The 18,872-nt window shown below is 47.8% G+C and carries 19 protein-coding genes, 6 tRNA genes and 1 rRNA gene; all 26 read left to right on the forward strand.

The genetic code is table 11. From position 1 onward, the window contains the following. Positions 1-115 (forward strand): 23S ribosomal RNA (locus M1K58_RS08245); the annotation flags it as partial. 142 nt (positions 116-257) lie between these two features. Further along, positions 258-334: transfer RNA gene (locus tag M1K58_RS08250), tRNA-Met, on the forward strand. 13 nt (positions 335-347) lie between these two features. Next, positions 348-423: transfer RNA gene (locus M1K58_RS08255), tRNA-Val, on the forward strand. Between the two features lie 9 nt (positions 424-432). After that, positions 433-509: transfer RNA gene (locus M1K58_RS08260), tRNA-Asp, on the forward strand. A 17-nt stretch (positions 510-526) separates the two neighbouring features. Beyond that, a tRNA-Phe gene (locus tag M1K58_RS08265) sits at positions 527-602 on the forward strand. Positions 603-637: 35 nt separating this feature from the next. Continuing rightward, positions 638-721 (forward strand) — tRNA-Tyr (locus tag M1K58_RS08270). Positions 722-731: 10 nt separating this feature from the next. Further along, positions 732-807, forward strand: a tRNA-Lys gene (locus tag M1K58_RS08275). 117 nt (positions 808-924) lie between these two features. Next, complete coding sequence (locus tag M1K58_RS08280; protein ID WP_256758288.1) at positions 925-1,872, forward strand: MraY family glycosyltransferase; 948 nt, start codon at positions 925-927, stop codon at positions 1,870-1,872. A gap of 72 nt (positions 1,873-1,944) precedes the next feature. Further along, complete coding sequence (locus M1K58_RS08285; protein WP_256758289.1) at positions 1,945-3,042, forward strand: PucR family transcriptional regulator; 1,098 nt, start codon at positions 1,945-1,947, stop codon at positions 3,040-3,042. Positions 3,043-3,133: 91 nt separating this feature from the next. Beyond that, the gene (locus tag M1K58_RS08290; RefSeq protein WP_256758290.1) at positions 3,134-4,255 is read left to right on the forward strand and encodes an ABC transporter ATP-binding protein; all 1,122 of its coding nucleotides are present in this window, start codon (positions 3,134-3,136) and stop codon (positions 4,253-4,255) included. Between the two features lie 128 nt (positions 4,256-4,383). Further along, positions 4,384-5,316 (forward strand): HPr(Ser) kinase/phosphatase, encoded by a 933-nt coding sequence (hprK, locus tag M1K58_RS08295; RefSeq protein WP_256758291.1) that lies wholly within the window; start codon positions 4,384-4,386, stop codon positions 5,314-5,316. Between the two features lie 17 nt (positions 5,317-5,333). After that, a complete protein-coding gene (lgt, locus tag M1K58_RS08300; protein ID WP_256758292.1) occupies positions 5,334-6,329 on the forward strand; it encodes a prolipoprotein diacylglyceryl transferase in 996 nt (331 codons plus the stop codon). Then, the gene (ppaX, locus tag M1K58_RS08305; protein WP_256758294.1) at positions 6,292-6,966 is read left to right on the forward strand and encodes a pyrophosphatase PpaX; all 675 of its coding nucleotides are present in this window, start codon (positions 6,292-6,294) and stop codon (positions 6,964-6,966) included. The genes lgt and ppaX overlap by 38 nt, the downstream gene beginning before the upstream one ends. Beyond that, a complete protein-coding gene (locus M1K58_RS08310; protein WP_256758295.1) occupies positions 6,963-7,436 on the forward strand; it encodes an acyltransferase in 474 nt (157 codons plus the stop codon). Before ppaX ends, M1K58_RS08310 begins: the two co-directional genes overlap by 4 nt. 248 nt (positions 7,437-7,684) lie before the next feature. Next, complete coding sequence (locus tag M1K58_RS08315; protein ID WP_256758296.1) at positions 7,685-8,908, forward strand: ATP phosphoribosyltransferase regulatory subunit; 1,224 nt, start codon at positions 7,685-7,687, stop codon at positions 8,906-8,908. After that, entirely contained in the window at positions 8,905-9,543 is a 639-nt protein-coding gene (hisG, locus tag M1K58_RS08320) for an ATP phosphoribosyltransferase (RefSeq protein WP_256758297.1), read from the forward strand. Before M1K58_RS08315 ends, hisG begins: the two co-directional genes overlap by 4 nt. A gap of 55 nt (positions 9,544-9,598) precedes the next feature. Continuing rightward, entirely contained in the window at positions 9,599-10,888 is a 1,290-nt protein-coding gene (gene hisD, locus M1K58_RS08325) for a histidinol dehydrogenase (protein WP_256758298.1), read from the forward strand. Beyond that, complete coding sequence (gene hisB, locus M1K58_RS08330) at positions 10,885-11,493, forward strand: imidazoleglycerol-phosphate dehydratase HisB (RefSeq protein WP_256758299.1); 609 nt, start codon at positions 10,885-10,887, stop codon at positions 11,491-11,493. The genes hisD and hisB overlap by 4 nt, the downstream gene beginning before the upstream one ends. Next, a complete protein-coding gene (gene hisH, locus M1K58_RS08335; protein ID WP_256758300.1) occupies positions 11,494-12,111 on the forward strand; it encodes an imidazole glycerol phosphate synthase subunit HisH in 618 nt (205 codons plus the stop codon). A gap of 156 nt (positions 12,112-12,267) precedes the next feature. Next, a complete protein-coding gene (hisA, locus tag M1K58_RS08340) occupies positions 12,268-12,999 on the forward strand; it encodes a 1-(5-phosphoribosyl)-5-[(5-phosphoribosylamino)methylideneamino]imidazole-4-carboxamide isomerase (RefSeq protein WP_256758301.1) in 732 nt (243 codons plus the stop codon). A gap of 46 nt (positions 13,000-13,045) precedes the next feature. Next, positions 13,046-13,537 (forward strand): hypothetical protein, encoded by a 492-nt coding sequence (locus tag M1K58_RS08345; protein WP_256758302.1) that lies wholly within the window; start codon positions 13,046-13,048, stop codon positions 13,535-13,537. A 101-nt stretch (positions 13,538-13,638) separates the two neighbouring features. Further along, positions 13,639-14,397, forward strand: coding sequence for an imidazole glycerol phosphate synthase subunit HisF (hisF, locus tag M1K58_RS08350; RefSeq protein ID WP_256758303.1), 759 nt, complete (start codon positions 13,639-13,641; stop codon positions 14,395-14,397). Next, the gene (gene hisIE, locus M1K58_RS08355) at positions 14,394-15,077 is read left to right on the forward strand and encodes a bifunctional phosphoribosyl-AMP cyclohydrolase/phosphoribosyl-ATP diphosphatase HisIE (protein WP_256758304.1); all 684 of its coding nucleotides are present in this window, start codon (positions 14,394-14,396) and stop codon (positions 15,075-15,077) included. Before hisF ends, hisIE begins: the two co-directional genes overlap by 4 nt. A 24-nt stretch (positions 15,078-15,101) precedes the next feature. Further along, the gene (gene hisJ, locus M1K58_RS08360; protein WP_256758725.1) at positions 15,102-15,905 is read left to right on the forward strand and encodes a histidinol-phosphatase HisJ; all 804 of its coding nucleotides are present in this window, start codon (positions 15,102-15,104) and stop codon (positions 15,903-15,905) included. 96 nt (positions 15,906-16,001) lie between these two features. Continuing rightward, positions 16,002-16,955, forward strand: coding sequence for a ribose-phosphate diphosphokinase (locus M1K58_RS08365; protein ID WP_256758305.1), 954 nt, complete (start codon positions 16,002-16,004; stop codon positions 16,953-16,955). Positions 16,956-17,133: 178 nt separating this feature from the next. Further along, a complete protein-coding gene (locus M1K58_RS08370; protein WP_256758306.1) occupies positions 17,134-18,864 on the forward strand; it encodes a tetratricopeptide repeat protein in 1,731 nt (576 codons plus the stop codon). Positions 18,865-18,872: the final 8 nt, after the last annotated feature.

Genomic DNA, 18,872 nt, shown 5'->3' on the forward strand with positions numbered 1-18,872 from the left:
GATGAGATTTCCCAATTCGTAAGACCCCTTGAAGAACACGAGGTTGATAGGCTCGGGGTGGAAGCGCAGCAATGTGTGGAGCTGACGAGTACTAATAGGTCGAGGGCTTATCCTAAGCGAATTGACACTGTAAGACATATGACACACCACTTCTTCTATATAGCTTTACTTCGCATCCAGTTTTCAAGGCGCAAGCCTTGTTCTCTTAATAATGGATTTAACGGTTCAGGTCTTGTACCGAATCGCGTACTTAATGTGGCGGTGTAGCTCAGCTGGCTAGAGCATTCGGTTCATACCCGGAGGGTCGGGGGTTCGAGTCCCTTCGCCGCTACCACTTATATTCCCATGGAGGCTTAGCTCAGCTGGGAGAGCATCTGCCTTACAAGCAGAGGGTCGGCGGTTCGATCCCGTCAGCCTCCACCATAAAAATACGGAGCTGTGGTGTAGTGGCCCAACATGCCTGCCTGTCACGCAGGAGACCGCGGGTTCGAATCCCGTCAGCTCCGCCATTTTTTTACTAAAGTAAGGCTCGATAGCTCAGCTGGTAGAGCAGAGGACTGAAAATCCTCGTGTCGGCGGTTCGATTCCGTCTCGAGCCACCATTATTTATCCGGTTCACCAGACCGGCTTGTATTGTGGAGGATTAGCGAAGTGGCCAAACGCGGGAGACTGTAAATCTCTTCCTTCGGGTTCGGTGGTTCAAATCCATCATCCTCCACCAGTTTTATTTCGAGCCATTAGCTCAGTTGGTAGAGCACCTGACTTTTAATCAGGGTGTCGAAGGTTCGAGTCCTTCATGGCTCACCAGTTTATCAAACATGCAGACGTGCAAACGTCTGCTTTTTTTGTGTTTATTTTTCGTTGTATGCCTTCAGTGAGGAAAGGGGAATGTTAAGATCAAATCTTTCCACTGGAGGAACACAAATGATCTATATATATGCTTTAGCATTCTCATTTACACTGGTCATCGTACTTGTTCCCCTTATTCGAAAAGTAGCCATTCATTATAAATTCGTGGATAAGCCAACACGTCGCAAAATTCATGCTGAGCCCGTACCGTTGTCCGGAGGTGTGGCGATATTTGTCGGGGTAGTCTTAACGTCTTTCATGTTTATGGGACATCCTGCATTATTTCGTACAATTCTTATCGGTGGGATTGCCCTTGTTGTGACCGGACTCGTTGATGATGGTTATAAATCTAGAAGTCGGGAATTCCCAGTGTGGCCAAGATTGTTGGTCTATATCGTTGTTGCATGTATCCCCGTTTGGCAAGGCATCTCCATTCATGGTATGTCCTCTCTCTCCTCATCATCGATGATCTTGTTTTCACAAACGATGGCAGCTGTGATTACGATTATCTGGGTTTTCTCGCTAATAAACATGCTAAATTTTATCGATGGGGTAGACGGTTTGGCTTCTGGGATATGTGTGATATCCGCTTTAACTTTATTTGTCGTATCGTTAATTTTCAATCATACAGAAACAGCGATGGTTGCCATTGCATTGGCAGGCTCTTGTTTAGCCTTCCTAACGTATAACTTTCATCCCGCGCGTATATTCATGGGGGATGCGGGAGCTACGTTCCTCGGTTATACCCTAGCAGTCACCGCTATAGATGGAACTCTGAAAGGGGCTACACTCGTTTCCTTATCGGTCCCTTTACTTGCACTTGGAGTACCCATCTTAGATACGGTCATTGTTTTCTCCAGAAGATTAATTGTGGGGAAAGGGCTGCATCATGCTGACAATCTACATACACACCATAGCCTAATGAAATGGGGACTCACACAAGTTCAAACGGTTTCATTTCTATACTTAATAGCAGCAGTGTTCTCCTTGCTGTCTATCGTTATTCTACTGATCCTTCGTTGATGATCCCCGTATAGGTGTTAAGTATGATACAATGACGCATATATTGCTGATCATCGCTGACAAGGGGCATCAATGATGAATAAAACCAAGCTACAACAATTGGGACAACTATTGAATGCATCGGTCGTGTCTAAAGTACTGACGGCAGCCGATTGGGAAAAAGAAGGCGGAAAGAAACATCCCGAGGTCGGAGATGCGATTCAACTTAAGAAGGCTTGTTTAATGCTTGCTCGCGTAAATGGATCAGAGCTACAATGCATTGAAGTTGCATCAATATTGACACCTGTTGAAAAGCAATTGCTAGGTTGGGTAATCCAACAAGAAGGTTCTCGTCCCATTTCTTCCGGAGCTTCGGATTTGGAGCGTCAGGCAAGACGGTTCGGTGATTGGATTCAGCAATCTGTAACTGCAGGTGAGTGGCGAGCGGAGGTTCCTGATCGTATGGAGCTTCGCAATCGTTTATTTGATGGGATGGTTCCATTCCTGCTTTTGTGTGAGCAATTGGAGGAGAAAGAACCTTCATATGGAGAGCTTGAGAAGACGATTCGTTCGTTTATTTCAGATGAAACCTTGCTTATTCCACTTAGGGAACACGAGTGGCTTATTCTAAGCAGTGATCGAGTATTGATGGAGGCAGATGCCGAAAGCGATGAGGTTCTCGGTCATGAGGAGGTCAAAGAAACCCTTGCAACACTGGCAGAAGGACTTCATCAGTTGATTACAGGTGAATGGGGCGGTGAGTGTCACATTGCGGTAGGAGAACCCATTGTTCCCTCTGAAAGTGTTGTTCGCATTGTTGGGACATTACGGGAGACGATATTTCTTGGTCGCAAGTTTCACGTAGGCATGCAAATCCATTTGCCATGGCTCGTTCATCTGGAGAGATTACTAAGTGGTATCCCTGAGATGGTAAGATCACGTTTTGTGGAAGAAATGATGGGAAGACCTGATATGTTTACTGATTCAGAGACGGTTTCAACACTAGATGCCTTCTTTTCCATGGACTGCAATGTCAGTGAAACCGCCAAAAAATTATATATCCATCGCAATACTCTATTATATAGATTAGATAAAATTAAGCACGAAGCAGGCTTGGACGTACGTTCCTTCAATGACGCAGTATTGGTGCGCATATTATTGCTATTGTACAAAGTCACGAAAAGGAAATGAATTTTTTGTACGCTTTGTGCATAGTCATTTAGCCCTGGTGTGAGGTAGAATAATCCTGTACCTTCAAAAGAATTTTAGGGGGAAATGTACAATGGCAGGCGTTCGCTTAGAAAATGTGTACAAAAAATATGCAGGTACCGATAAAGCTTCGGTAACCGACTTTTGCCTGGATATCCAGGACAAAGAATTCCTTGTTCTCGTTGGTCCTTCCGGTTGCGGTAAATCGACCACACTGCGTATGATCGCAGGTCTAGAAGAAATTTCCGAAGGCAAGCTGTACATTGGTGATCGTGTTGTGAATGACGTAGCGCCGAAAGACCGCGACATCGCAATGGTATTCCAATCTTACGCCTTGTATCCTCATATGAACGTATATCAAAACATGGCATTCGGTTTGAAATTGCGTAAATTCCGCAAAGACGAAATCGAACGTCGTGTACGCGAGGCAGCTCGCACACTCGAAATCGAGCACTTGCTTGATCGTAAACCGAAAGCATTGTCCGGGGGCCAACGTCAACGTGTTGCCTTGGGTCGTGCAATCGTTCGTGAACCGCAAGTCTTCTTGATGGATGAGCCACTTTCCAACTTGGATGCTAAATTGCGTACGCAAATGCGTGCTAACATCAGTAAATTGATGAAGCGTCTTGAAACAACTTGTATCTACGTTACCCATGACCAAACAGAAGCGATGACAATGGGCGATCGTATCGTAGTTATGAAAGACGGTTTCATTCAACAAGCAGGTACTCCTGACGAGCTTTACAACCACCCACTTAACCTGTTCGTTGCAGGCTTCATGGGAGCTCCATCCATGAACTTCATCACTGGTCAATTGGTTGAAGAAGGCGGATCTGTTCGTTTCCGTGCTACAGGCTTCAACGTTGAAGTTCCTGAAGGCAAAGCGAAAGCACTTCGTGCTAAAGGCTACATTGGCCGCGAGATCATTTTTGGAGTTCGTCCAGAAGATCTTCACGAAGAGCCTGTATTCATCGAAGCTTCTCCAAACAGCATCGTGAATGCAACAATCGAAGTATCCGAGAACTTGGGTCACGAGATGTTCCTCTACTTGAACGGTTTGGGTAAAGACAACGTTATCGCCCGTGTTGATGGACGTTCTGGCCTTCGCGAGAACCAAAACATTAAGCTTGCAGTCGACATGAACAAAATTCATGTTTTCGACAAAGACTCGGAATTGAACATTTTCGAAGGCTAATACTTCACATGAACGGAAACCGTTCGGCCATTGGCTGGACGGTTTTCTTGTATAACTAAAAGTAAAAATTGCTTTGTTAGATTATTTTCGTTACGATAAATAAGGAAAATTAGGAAAGGAGCTGTACGATGGCTAAAAAAGTGAGAGTATCTGAACTCGTGCAGCAGTTTCACCTCGAAATTGTCGCGGGTGAAGATGGATTGCGTCGGACAATTATAACAGATGACTTGAACCGTCCGGGTCTAGAGATGGCTGGCTATTTCAACTATTATCCGACAGAGCGGGCACAAATGCTTGGACGTACTGAGCTTGCATTTTTAGAGACGTTAACCACGGATGAGCGTCGTGATCGCATGGAGCGATTATGTCATGAAGAAACGCCTTGTATTATCATAACTCGTGGGCTAGATATTCCGAGTGAATTGATTGAAATTGCAAATGAGAGACATTTTCCTGTCCTTAGAAGTTCAGTTGCGACTACGATTCTCCTCAGCCGGATTACGAACTTTCTGGAGAAGAAGCTTGCTCCGTCCGTTACAATTCATGGCGTACTCGTTGATGTTTACGGCGTGGGGATGCTTATTACCGGAGGTAGTGGCATCGGTAAAAGTGAGACAGCACTTGAACTCGTTAAGCGGGGGCATCGCTTGATAGCGGATGATGCTGTAGAGATACGTCAAACTTCTGACAATCACCTGTTCGGTACAGCACCTGATTTGATTCGTCATTTGCTTGAGATTCGCGGTCTAGGAATTTTAAATGTGATGACTTTGTTTGGAGCTGGAGCGGTAAGAAATCAGACCGGGATCAGCTTGGTCGTCAAGCTGGAGAACTGGCAGCAGGATAAGCAATACGACCGTCTCGGATTAGATGAAGAAACGACTAAGATCATTGAGTCGGAAGTGCCGTTGTTAACAGTACCTGTCCGACCTGGACGGAACTTAGCGGTCATTCTGGAAGTGGCAGCTATGAATTTCCGTTTGAAACGGATGGGTTATAATGCTGCACTACAATTTACGAATAAGTTGACTGAAGCGATTTCCGAAGAGGAATACGAGTAAACTATTGGAGGTTGAAGATGTTCAATTTACTTTTGGATCCAATTGCATTTGCGATTGGACCGTTAACGGTACATTGGTATGGGATCATCCTAGGATTGGCAGCCCTATCTGGATTGCTAATCGCAGTACAAGAGGGTAAGCGATTTGGCATTAACCCTGACTTCTTTCTTGATTTAATGCTTTATGGAGTGCCTTCCTCAATCATAGTGGCACGTTTATACTATGTCGCATTCAAATGGGGATATTACAGTGAGCATCCAGGTGAGATTTTTCAAATCTGGAATGGTGGAATCGCGATCTATGGTGCGTTAATTGGAGCATTGCTGTGCGGATTTTTCTATATTCGTGCCAAAGGCTACGACTTCTGGCGGATCGTCGATATTTGTGCACCATCCTTGCTGATTGGTCAAATGATCGGGCGTTGGGGTAACTTCGTCAATCAGGAAGCTTATGGCGGAGAAGTAGAACGATCTTTCTTAACCGATAAGTTACATATCCCATCTTTTATTGTTGATCAGATGAACGTTAGCGGAGTTTATCATCATCCGACCTTCTTGTATGAATCGTTATGGAGCTTACTAGGTTTAGTTGTATTGTTCGTCATCAGACGTCGGAAGTTCCTTCGTGCAGGTGAGTTGTTTTTTGTATATTTCATTTGGTACTCGATTGGTCGTTTTTTTATCGAGGCACTTCGTACAGACAGCTTGGCGTTTAAAGGTCCAGAGTGGTTGAAATCATTTTTGGATGCGATATGGTCACCAATGACGACGTTGTTCGAACAGGGATACTTGAACCCAGCAGAAGGTAATATACGTATTTCGCAATTTTTGGCGCTTCTGATTATTATCGGGGGTATCGCTCTGATTGTCGTACGTCGCCAACTAGGGTGGGCCAAACAAAGATATACAGACCCGCTTATTAACCGTAAAGCTACAGAAGCTGTAGTTGTAACAGAAGAAACGGAGCCTAGCGAGAATGACACAACAAAAGAAGATCACGACCGTACTGTTTGATCTCGATGGTACAATCATTGATACGAATGAGCTCATTATCCAGTCTTTCTTCCATGCTTTGAAGGGTGTAGTTCCTGAAGGCTTTAGTAGGGAGCACATTATCCCAAGTATGGGACAACCGTTAACGATGCAGCTACAGCATTTCTCAGGGCAGGAAGACGTAGCGATGCTAACGCAGGCTTATCGGGAGTACAACCATCTTCGTCATGACGAGATGGTTGCTTTGTTCCCCGGCGTAGCTGAGGTCGTCTCTCAATTACATCATGCAGGGGTCAAGCTTGGCATCGTTACGACGAAAATGAGAGCTACATCTATTCGTGCATTAGAGCTTTTAGGTATATATCAATACATGGGGACAATTGTCTCCTTGGATGATGTAGAGCATGCTAAACCACATCCAGAGCCGGTAGCTAAAGCTATTCAAGCGCTAGGCTCGAATCCGGAAGAAACACTCATGATCGGAGATAGCTCGGTTGACATGCAATCGGCGATAGCTGCGGGAGCCATTCCTGTTGGCGTGGTCTGGTCCTTAAAAGGGGAGGATCATCTATTCGAGACTGGAGCTGTTCATATGCTACACGAGATGAATGAGCTTCTCTCCTTATGTGGAATCGAGAATGAGGGTGTCGAAGGTTGAGAAATGTAGAGCGGTATCCGGTGGAAGGACCGAATGCGCTTTGGCAGGTATATCGAACGGTATCACGATTTAAGGCTATTCGTAATTTCATATTCATTCAAGTGACCCGATATTGCCCAAGCTTACCCGTGAAAAATTGGATTTATAGACGCATACTCGGTATGAAGGTGGGACGTCATACGGCGTTCGCCCTTATGGTGATGGTAGACGTCTTTTTTCCAGAGCGGATTACGGTTGGTGACAACTCGATCATTGGGTATAATTCAACCCTACTAACGCATGAATACTTAATTGAAGAATACCGCTTAGGAAATATTGTAATTGGTTCTAATGTCATGATCGGTGCTAATGTAACGATTCTGCCGGGAGTCACTATCGGAGATGGAGCTATTGTCGCAGCAGGTGCTGTTGTTCATAAGGATGTTGCACCTCACTCTCGTGTGGGTGGAAATCCCTTAAGGGAGCTCTAAGCGATAATAGATCGGCAAATTTGCAACCGCCTGAATGCCTTTGTGGCACTAGGTGGTTTTGTTGTATAAGGGTAAAGATTGAGTTCTAGCGGGTACAATTTTCACCTCATTGCACGGGATTGACGGAGCAGGGTCATCGTGATAATATACGACTAAAGCTTTATTTTGGCAGTATGGTAACTTGGTAGTGCATTAACGTACTAAAGTGTAAAAAGAGCGATCTTTTCGATAGAGATGGGGCTGCGATTATGACGAAACCAAAAGTATTCGAAAAACCGACAGGGGTTAAAGATTATTTGCCTCACGCGGTAACTAAGCTGCGTCGCATCGAACGCAACGTGCTGGAGTGTATGCGTCTGTGGGGATATGAGCAAATCATGACTCCGACAATTGAATATTACGATACGGTGGGTGTGGCTAGTGCCACTTCTGACCAGAAGCTATTCAAGCTGTTGAATCAGCGTGGGACGACGATTGTACTCCGATCTGATATGACGGCTCCGATCGCGCGGGTGGTTGGTTCACTGCTTAAGGATGAACCTTTTCCCATTCGACTCAGCTATCACGGCAATGTATTCCGGGCATTCGAAGAAGAAGGCGGTCGAGAAGCAGAGTTTTACCAGACAGGCCTAGAGCTTGTAGGGGACTCCTCTCCTGAAGCAGATGCGGAAGTGATTGCTCTGGCGATTGCATCTTTGCAGGCTGCGGGTGTGCAATCATTTAAAATCGCGATGGGCCATGTTGGCTTCCTAAACGGGTTGTTCCAGGAAACGTTGCCTGGTCTTGAAAGCGAGCAGGAAGCACTGAAGGCGTGCTTATTACAACGTGACCACGTCGGTTACCGCGATGTTATTCGCACGTTATCGCTTGACGCAGCTTGGAAGCGGGAGCTTGAGGATATTTTGCGTCTCCGTGGGGGACAGGAAGTATGCGTTCAAGCGCTAGAGCTTAGCGTGAATGAAGGCGCTCAGGCGGCAATTAAGCATCTATGCGAAGTATGGGATGTTTTGGAGGCCTACGGCATCCAGGAGCATGTATTGATTGATTTGACGATGATTGGGGATTTCTCTTATTACACCGGGATGACTTTTGAGGGCTATGCTTCTCATTTAGGCTTTCCGGTATGTAGTGGGGGGAGATATGATAACTTGCTTGCTCAATTCGGACGTCCGGCGCATGCAACAGGCTTCGCTCTGAAAACAACTAGAATTCTAGAGGTTGTTGATGACGTGTTGGAAGAACAGGAGCGCTGCTTGATCCTATATGACTCGAACGAGCGGAGACAGGCATTACAGGATGCGGAGCATCGGCGTAAGGCTGGGCAGATTGTAGTAACGGCTGTCTATTCTCCTGAAGATGAGGAGCAGCTAACTGTAAGGCAATGGGAAGGTGGTACCGAAAAGATCACCTACCGAGGGATACAATACGGATATGTGGTTAGGATCGGCAAGGAAGTGGAGGGATTGTCATGAGGGATAACAGCGTGTTAAAGGTTGCGATGCCCAAGGGGCGTATCTATAAGCAAGCGAGCAAGCTTTTTCGGCAAGCAGGGCTTCCTATTCCCGAGGATTTCGATGATTCCAGACGCTTGATCATTCCGGTCCCCGAAGCGAATATGGAATTTATCATGGCTAAACCAGTCGATGTGCCAACCTACGTAGAATATGGCGTTGCAGATATAGGGATCGTGGGCAAAGACGTGCTCATGGAGGAAAGCAAAGACGTATACGAATTGCTTGATCTCGGTATCGCGAAATGCAGAATGTCAGTTATCGGTTTACCGGATTGGAAGCCAGTTATTAATCCACGTATAGCAACGAAATATGCGAATGTAGCTTCACAGTATTTCCGTGAGCTAGGTCAGCAAGTTGAAGTGATCAAGTTGAACGGTTCCATCGAATTAGCGCCTCTAATCGGCTTGGCAGATCGTATCGTTGATATGGTAGAAACCGGACAGACGTTGAATGAGAATGGTTTGGTTGAGATGGAGACTCTCTTCCAGGTTACGAGCCGTTTGATCGCGAATCGTGTAAGCTATAGGTTGAAAAATACGGCTATTCAAGAGCTGTGCGATCGTTTGGGAATCGCAATTGCTGCTCGGGTGTAAATCGTATTAGAAGATAGAGAGAATCATGAGGAAGTAAGCGGATGGAGGGGAAACCATGTATATAGGAAGAGCGGATGAATTCCGTTTGGAGCGGGAAAGTGAATACGGCTCTCCCGAGCAGAACGCCACGGTAAAGGAAGTTGTTGACGCCGTAAAGCTCGAAGGTGACGATGCGTTGCTCCGTTATACTGCGGCATTTGATAAAGTCACATTGAAGCCGGAGCAGTTGCGTGTGACCGACGAAGAAATTCAGGGTGCATATGCCTTAGTAGAGCAAGAGTTTCTCGATGCTCTAAGACAGGCTGCAGCGAATATTAAGGCTTTCCATGAGAAGCAGAAGCGTGGGACATGGATGGATGTAGCCGAAGATGGCACGATGTTAGGCATGGTCGTACGACCCCTGCGGCGTGTGGGGCTCTACGTGCCTGGTGGGAAGGCGGCTTATCCTTCGTCAGTGCTAATGAACGTGCTTCCGGCGAAGGTCGCTGGCGTGCCGGAGATCGTGCTCGTGACGCCCCCGTCGACTGGGGGGCGTGAAGGGATTGATCCGTACATCTTAGTGGCGGCCGCGGAAGCGGGAGTGACGGAGATGTACCGGGTTGGCGGAGCGCAGGCGGTAGCTGCGCTAGCCTATGGGACGGCGAGTATTCCCGCCGTCGATAAGATTTGTGGGCCCGGCAACATCTTTGTGGCGTTGGCGAAACGCGCCGTGTATGGCGCGGTCGACATCGACAGCATCGCGGGGCCGAGTGAGATTGTGGTGCTGGCGGACGACAGTGCGGATCCGCGGTTTGTGGCTGCGGATATGCTGTCGCAAGCGGAGCACGATGAAATGGCGTCGGCGGTGCTTGTGACGCCGTCGCAGGGGCTTGCTGACGCGGTCGCGGCAGAGCTTGAACGGCAGGTGGCTACGCTGCCACGCGTGGACATTGCTCGGCGCTCTCTGGAGCAATATGGGGCGATCTTGATCGTAGACAGCCTAGATGAAGGGCTGGATGTGGTGAACAAGCTGGCGCCGGAGCATCTAGAGGTGATGACGACGGATCCGCTTGATTTGCTTGGTCGGATCGAGACGGCGGGCGCAATCTTCCTTGGCCCGTACAGCTCCGAGCCGGTTGGCGATTATTTCGCCGGACCGAACCATATTTTGCCGACGAATGGGACTGCGCGATTCTCCTCTCCGCTGAATGTGGATGATTTTCTGAAGAAATCCAGTTTGATCCGATATAGCAAGAAAGCATTGACGAGAGATGCAGCAGGAATTGCAACGCTTGCCCGCCACGAAGGGCTGGAAGCTCACGCTCGCGCGGTGGAAATTCGATTCGAAGGGTTGGGAACAGAATGAGTGAAGAACAAGTGAAATTAGGCCGTAATTCAGCAGTGTCCCGTAAGACAAATGAAACCGATATTCAATTGTCATTAGGTGTAGATGGTACTGGCGAGGTTTCCCTTGAGACGGACGTACCGTTCTTGAACCATATGCTGGATCTATTCGCCAAGCACGGACAATTCGATCTAAAGGTCGAAGCACGTGGAGATGTGGATATCGATGATCACCATACGGTGGAGGATATTGGTATCTGTTTAGGTCAAGTGCTTCGCGAAGCACTTGGGGATAAAAAGGGCATCAAACGTTATGCCAGTGTATTTGTCCCGATGGATGAGGCGCTTGCACAGGTGGTAATCGACATTAGTAATCGGCCACATTTTGAATTGCGTGCGGACTTTCCAGCGGCAACGGTAGGAAGCTTCTCTACAGAGCTTGTTCATGAATTCCTATGGAAGCTAGCTCAAGAAGCGCGGATCACCCTGCATGTTATCGTGCATTATGGGCGCAACACCCATCACATGGTAGAGGCAGTGTTCAAAGCGCTTGGACGCGCTCTAGATGAAGCGACATCGATCGATCCACGAGTGAAGGGCGTGCCTTCCACGAAAGGAGTGTTGTAAGTGATCGCCATTATCGACTACGGCATGGGGAACCTTCATAGTGTCAGTAAAGCCGTAGAGAGACTAGGCTGCGAGATGATCGTTACCTCCGATCCAGAGCAGATTCTTGCTGCGGATGGGGCGATCCTTCCCGGTGTTGGTGCTTTCGGAGATGCGATGGGTAACTTACGTGAAACTGGGCTAGTGGATGTTGTTAAAGCGTATGCGGCTTCTGGGAAGCCGCTTCTCGGCATTTGCTTAGGCATGCAGCTATTGTTCACGGAGAGTGAAGAGCACGGGGTTCATCAAGGCTTGGATTTGCTTCCAGGCCGTGTTGTTCGTTTTCAGGGGGACTTTAAGGTGCCTCATATGGGCTGGAATGAGCTGGAGTTTAAGCAGTCGAGTCCATTGTTCGAGGGTGTCGAGCCTGGCCATGTGTATTTCGTACATTCCTATCATGCGTTGCCAGAGTTGAGCTCGGATTTGCTCGCAGTGTCGGACTATCACCAACCTGTAACTGCAATTGTGGGTCGAGGCTCCTTGTTCGGAATGCAGTTTCACCCAGAGAAAAGTGGCGAGTTAGGCATGGCATTGTTGGAAAAATTCGTTGGGTTGGCTGAGTTCGCTAAGACAAAGTAGAGTGGGATTTTTGGGGATACGGTTGAAATTGCGGAACGACGATCCGTTACTGGCGCTGTTTTCGGGGAATCGGGTGGAATAGCGGAACGACGATTATCGGGGTCTCGACGCAATAGGAATAGATAATATCAGGTTAACTATGGAGGTTATTTGGGAATGTCCAAGTTTGTTATTTATCCAGCTATTGATATTCGTGACGGTAAATGCGTCCGTTTAATACAAGGTGATTATAGCCAAGAAACGATCTACAACGAAGACCCAGTAGCGGCAGCTCGTGATTGGGAAGAGCAAGGCGGACAATGGATCCATCTCGTGGATTTAGACGGCGCAAAGGCAGGTCATCCTGTTAACGACGAATTAATTGGACGAATTGCCAAAGCCGTTAAAGTGCCAGTGCAAGTTGGTGGAGGGCTGCGAAAAGAGGAAGATGTGGAGCGTTTGCTCGGCTTAGGTGTATCTCGGGTTATTCTTGGCACAGCTGCAATCGAGGATCGGGCTTTTGTGTCTCGTGTGCTGAACAAGTACGGCAAAGCAATTGCCATTGGACTTGATGCTCGTGATGGATTGGTCGCGACAAGAGGCTGGCTAGAAACTTCCGCAGTGAAGGCAGAAGATTTGGCAGTTGAATTAGCTGGCGAAGGCGCACAGACATTTATTTTTACCGACATTTCTCGTGATGGCATGATGGGTGGACCGAATGTCGAGGCGATTCTATCGCTGGCGAAGATTTCTGGACGTACTGTGATTGCATCGGGGGGCGTTAGCAAACCTGAAGATCTAGATCATCTTGCGGTTCACGCAGATGAAGGCATCGGCGGTGCCATTGTAGGTAAAGCATTGTACACAGGAAGCATCAGCTTAGCCGAAGCGGTTAGTAAGTTCTCTTAGCATTATTGATTTCGTTACCGAAGCCCGCGAGGGCTAAAAAAGTGCCTTGGCGGTGCTCGGAGTAGCTCGGAGTACAAATGAAGGCCAAAAAAGTGCCTTGGCGGTGCTCGAAGTAGCTCGGAGTGCGGATGAAGGCCAAAAAAGTGCCTTGGCAGCGCTCGAAGTAGCTCGGAGTGCAAATGAAGGCCAAAAAAGTGCCTTGGCGGTGCTCGGAGTAGCTAAGTGTGCAAATGAAGGCCAAAAAAGTGCCTTGGCGGTGCTCGGAGTAGCTAAGTGTGCGGATGAAGGCCAAAAAAGTGCCTTGGCAGCGCTCGAAGTAGCTAAGTGTGCGAATGAAGGCCAAAAAAGTGCCTTGGCAGCGCTCGAAGTAGCTAAGTGTGCGAATGAAGGCCAAAAAAGTGCCTTGGCGGTGCTCGAAGTAGCTAAGTGTGCAAATGAAGGCCAAAAAAGTGCCTTGGCAGCGCTCGGAGTAGCTCGGAGTGCGGATGAAGGCCAAAAAAGTGCCTTGGTGGTGCGCGGTGCGTGGTGCGCGGAATAGCTCGTAGCAACAGCGACGATGTAGCGGAAAAACGTTCCTGAGCGAACGGGATAGCGAAGTCGCGGTATAGGTGATTAAAGTAGGAAAGGGGGCCAACCCTCATGTTGGCAAAACGGATTATTCCTTGTCTTGACGTGAAAGATGGTCGGGTCGTTAAAGGTGTTAATTTTGTGAATTTGCGTGATGCTGGAGATCCGGTGGAGCTTGCAGCTATCTATGACCGTGAAGGCGCCGATGAGCTTGTATTTCTAGATATCTCTGCTTCGGTGGAGGGTCGAGCTACTATGGTGGATGTCGTGCGTCGTACGGCAGGGGAAATTACGATTCCCTTTACGGTTGGCGGCGGTATTTCCGCAGTGGAAGACATGAAGCGGCTGCTTCGTGCCGGAGCGGACAAGATCGGTATTAATACGGCAGCGCTACGTAATCCTGAGCTGATCACAGATGGCTCACGGACCTTCGGTGCGCAATGTATCGTGGTCGCGATCGACGCAAAGTTTAATGCGGAGTGGGGCGAATGGGAAGTATTTACCCATGGCGGTCGCAATTCAACAGGGATACGTGCTCTTGCATGGGCGCAGGAAGCCGAGCGTCGTGGAGCAGGGGAACTGCTGCTGACGAGTATGGATGCGGATGGGACGAAGGATGGCTTCGACATCGTCCTTACTAAAGCGGTATCGAGCAGCGTGGGCATTCCAGTTATTGCTTCCGGTGGAGCGGGTAACGTACAGCATTTTGCAGATGTGTTCGCGGAAGGTCAGGCGGACGCGGCGCTTGCGGCAAGCATTTTTCATTATAAAGAAGTATCGGTGCAAGAGGTTAAAGAGGCCTTGCGCAATAAAGGAGTGAACGTTCGATGACGCAAATTCAATCCGCACAACAACTAATTGAGCAAATTGCCTGGAGCGCTGAAGGTTTAGTTCCTGCAGTTGTTCAGGATGCATTAAGCAAAGAAGTGTTGATGCTAGCCTATATGAACAAGGAATCTCTACAGAAGTCGCTAGAAAGCGGTCAAACCTGGTTCTGGAGTCGTTCTCGTAACGAGCTCTGGAACAAAGGGGCGACAAGTGGGAACACGCAGCAAATCACTTCCCTGCACTATGACTGTGATGGGGATACTTTACTCGTCAAGGTGCGTCAGAAAGGTCCAGCGTGCCACACAGGTGCTTATAGCTGCTTCTATCGTGAAGCATCTGTTTCAACGGATACAGGAGCATCCTCTACACCGCAGAACGAAGATCGTTTCGCTCCGCTAAGTCGCCTTGAAGAAACGATCGCACAGAGAGATGCAGAGCGTCCAGAGGGTGCGTATACCACGTATTTGTTCGAGAAAGGCGTAGACAAAATCCTCAAGAAGGTCGGAGAGGAAACGGCTGAAGTCATCATTGCTGCCAAAAACCGCGACCAAGACGAGCTTCGCTGTGAAGCGGCAGACTTGATTTTCCACTTAATGGTTCTATTGCGCGAGCAAGAAATTCCGTTCGATGGCGTTTTGCAGGAGCTAGAATTCCGTCATCGGAAACCCGTTAAGAAGGATTAGGTGATGGCTATGACGAGTAAAGGCATACCTATCGACTACCATACTCACAATTATCGTTGTGGTCACGCGGTCGGAACTTTAGAAGAATATGTACTAAGCGCTATTGATAAGGGTTTGGATGAAATTGGTTTATCCGACCATATGCCGCTACTACACATAAGTCACGAGGATAATCCAGACATTGCCATGACGATGGAGGAGCTTCCACGTTATGTGGAGGAATGCCTTAGCCTGCAGGAAAAATATAAAGATCGTATCGCCGTTCGAGTCGGACTAGAGGGAGACTTCATAGAAGGCTACGAGGAGAAGATCGAGGCGATTGTTCAGGCGTACCCCTGGGATTACGTGATCGGCTCGGTTCATTTTCTAGGAACATGGGATGTGACGGATTTTAGGCAAGTGCATCAGTGGGAAGGGCGAAGCGTTATCGCAGCGTACGAGCAATACTTCGATGCCATACAGAAAGCTGCTGCTACAGGATTTTACGATTATATCGGACACATCGATGCGATAAAACGTTTTGGCTATCGTCCAGAAGAAGATCCATCTGCCCTGGAAGATGCTGCATTACAAGCTGTTAAGAAGCATAACTTAGCGTTTGAGCTTAATGCAGCGGGCATTCATGCCCCATGCAAAGAGATGTATCCCTCTGTAAAAATGCTAGAGCGAGCTAAGGCTTACGATATCCCTGTGACGTTCGGTTCCGATGCTCACCACCCCGACAAAGTTGGACAAAAGCAGGCAGACGCGCAAACAATGCTGAAAAACGTCGGATATACGCACCTAGCGACCTTTCAAGGGCGTAAACGGGTACTGAAACCTTTTTGAATTATTGCCTCAGTCATGTATAATGAGGTTGACAAGTAGGTTTAATGACGGTTTTCGACACGTAGAAGTGTTGAATCGCTAAATTTGGAGGGGCACATGTACAGCAGCAGCAAACTTCGTATTTTTTCGGGATCATCCAATCCATTATTAGCAGGTAAAATCGCCGACCATCTCGGGTTACCCCTTGGGAAAATTAAACTTTCCCGATTCAAGAGCGGCGAAGTGTACGTTCACTATGAGGAAACCATTCGTAATTGCGATGTTTTCCTAGTCCAGTCGTTGTCTCATCCTATCAATGATTACTTCGTTGAGTTGCTGATCATGATTGATGCTGCCAAAAGGGCATCCGCACGTACAGTTAATGTTGTGCTACCGTACTACGGCTATGCTAGGCAGGAACGGAAAGCTGCTCCTCGTGAGCCTATCTCCGCAAAAATGGTTGCCGACGTATTGACGACAGTTGGTGCTAACCGAATTATTACGATTGATCTTCATGCTCCAGCTATACAAGGATTCTTTAATATTCCGGTAGATCACTTAACGGCGCTAGACTTGATTAGTGATTATTTGAAGGCTAAGAACATTGCTAATCCTGTTGTCGTATCTCCGGATGCGGGACGTGCTTCGACAGCTGAGAAGCTGGCGAATCAATTAGATTGCGGCTTTGCTATCATGATCAAGAAACGTCCGGCGCATAACGAGTCTGTTATCACCCATGTGATCGGGGATGTCCAAGGTTTTACACCGATTATAATCGAAGATATGATTGATACGGGTACGACAATCGTTAATGTAGTGGAAGGCTTGAAGGAACGCGGCGCGGAAGACGTATACGTATGTGCGACCCATCCGCTGTTCTCCGGTCCTGCCCTAGAGCGACTTGATCACCCGAACATCAAAGAAGTCGTGGTTACGGACTCCATATTATTACCAGAAGAACGTTCTGAACGCTTTAAGGTTATCACCGTTGCTCCAATGTTGGCAGAAGCCACACGCATTATTATGGAGGGCGGCTCGATCAGCACGCTGTTCAAGAACGCTGGAGTTTAAGGAATCCTGAAAACTTCTTTATGAATGATATACAAATGAGAGCATCTAACTACAGAAATGTAGGAGGGTGCTCTTTCCTTGTCAGAGGTATATTCATCGTTCTTATTTTATGGAATGCTCAGGCTGTGTTATAATCGTGGGTGATGAAGATCCAGAACAACTAGGAGGTGCCTTGCCGATGAATCAGCGGAAGCGTGCGGCCAAGAACCGACGTCCCAAAGTGATCCCGATGCGTCTGGACGCTACATTCTTCTTTGAACGCGCCGTGCAGTCGCTTGATCGATATCATTACGACAAGGCACTCAAATATTTTCGCCGTGCGGTAGAGTACGAACCGGAAAATCCAGTTAACCACTGTAATATGGCAGGAATTTTGTCAGAAATGGGACGATATGAAGAATCGAACGTTATTCTACGTTCGGTATTGGATCAGATTGACCCTGAGATGACGGAATGCTATTACTACTTAGCCAATAACTATGCCAATATGGACTTGTTCGAAGCTGCGGAAGAGGCTCTCGTTCGGTATTTAGAGAATGACGCTGAGGGGCAATTCCTAGATGAGTCGGACGATCTACTTGATCTGCTCAATTACGAGTTGAACCGACCAACCAAGCTGGTCACCATAAAGGCAAAGGAAAATATATATGCACATGACAAAGCCCGTGAATTATTAGAAGCAGGGCACTTTGCAGAAGCGGTTAAAATGCTGGAAGAAATTATCGGGCGTGAGCCTGACTTTCTTGCGGCAAGGAATAATCTTGGATTGGCATACTACTATATGGGGCTATTCGATAAATCAGTCGCCACGATAACCCAAGTGTTAGAGGCGGAGCCAGGGAACCTACACGCTTTGTGTAACCTCGCGATATTCTACCAGCACTCGAATCAAGAAGAGGCGCTACAAACCTTAATTGAAAAGCTTAATAAGACGGTGCCGTTCCACCCTGAGCATGTATTCAAAATGGCGACAACACTTGGAATTGTGGGTGAGCATCGTGAGGCTTACACTCATTTTCGCCGCTTGCTTAGGACAGGAGAACTTGCGGAAGAACCGAGTTTGCACCATTTTGCTGCGGTTGCCGCTGTAAATCTGCAACGTTTCGTTGATGCGGAGAGACACTGGAATCAGGCGGAGCGGTTAGATCCAGAATCACCGGTTCCTTCCTTTTACTTGCGCAGGTTGGAGAAGGTACGCACAGGCGAAGAAAGTCCGCCTACGCACTACCATTATCATCTTCCCTTTGAAGAACAGTTCCGAGAATGGGAGCATAGTCCGGGGCTCGTAACGGAAGCGTTGAAGCGCGACCCACTAATCCGCTCCTCGTTTTTCTGGGCGCTCCGCCATGGAGATCGTCATACAAAAGTACAGGTCATACAGGCTCTCGGGCTCGTTGCCGATGAAGAGGTTATCGAGGCGCTGAAGGCTTTCCTGATTGATGCAGATGAAGATGATGAATTAAAACGGGTTGCCGTTCTTGTTCTGCGCTCCATCGGCGTTCAAGATTCGTTAACGGTCACTTTCAGCGGGCGAACGGTTACATTGGAAGCACGAAGAAAGTCAGCAAAGCTTCCCATTTGGGATGGGGCTTGGCAAGAAGTTCTGGAGCACGCACTTGAAGGCATGTCCGGTCGATACGACGTTGTACAGCAACATGACATGATGACATTGTGGGTTGATTATTTATCTCGTGTGTATCCAGAGGTACCTAAGCTTCATAAATCGACGGGCTGGGCAGCGGCTTTGGAATACTGGACCGCTAAGATGCATCGTAGAACCGTTACTTATGCGGATTTGGTCAATCGTTACGGTGTGTCTCAGGCCAGTATAAGCCGTTATGTGAACCGGATTGATGAAGCTTGCGGCATTCGGGAGAAGCTAGACTTAACGACACCTTCTTTTTATTAGCACATCGA

This window comes from Cohnella sp. WQ 127256, assembly GCF_024519285.1.
Classification (GTDB): Bacteria; Bacillota; Bacilli; order Paenibacillales; family Paenibacillaceae; genus Cohnella.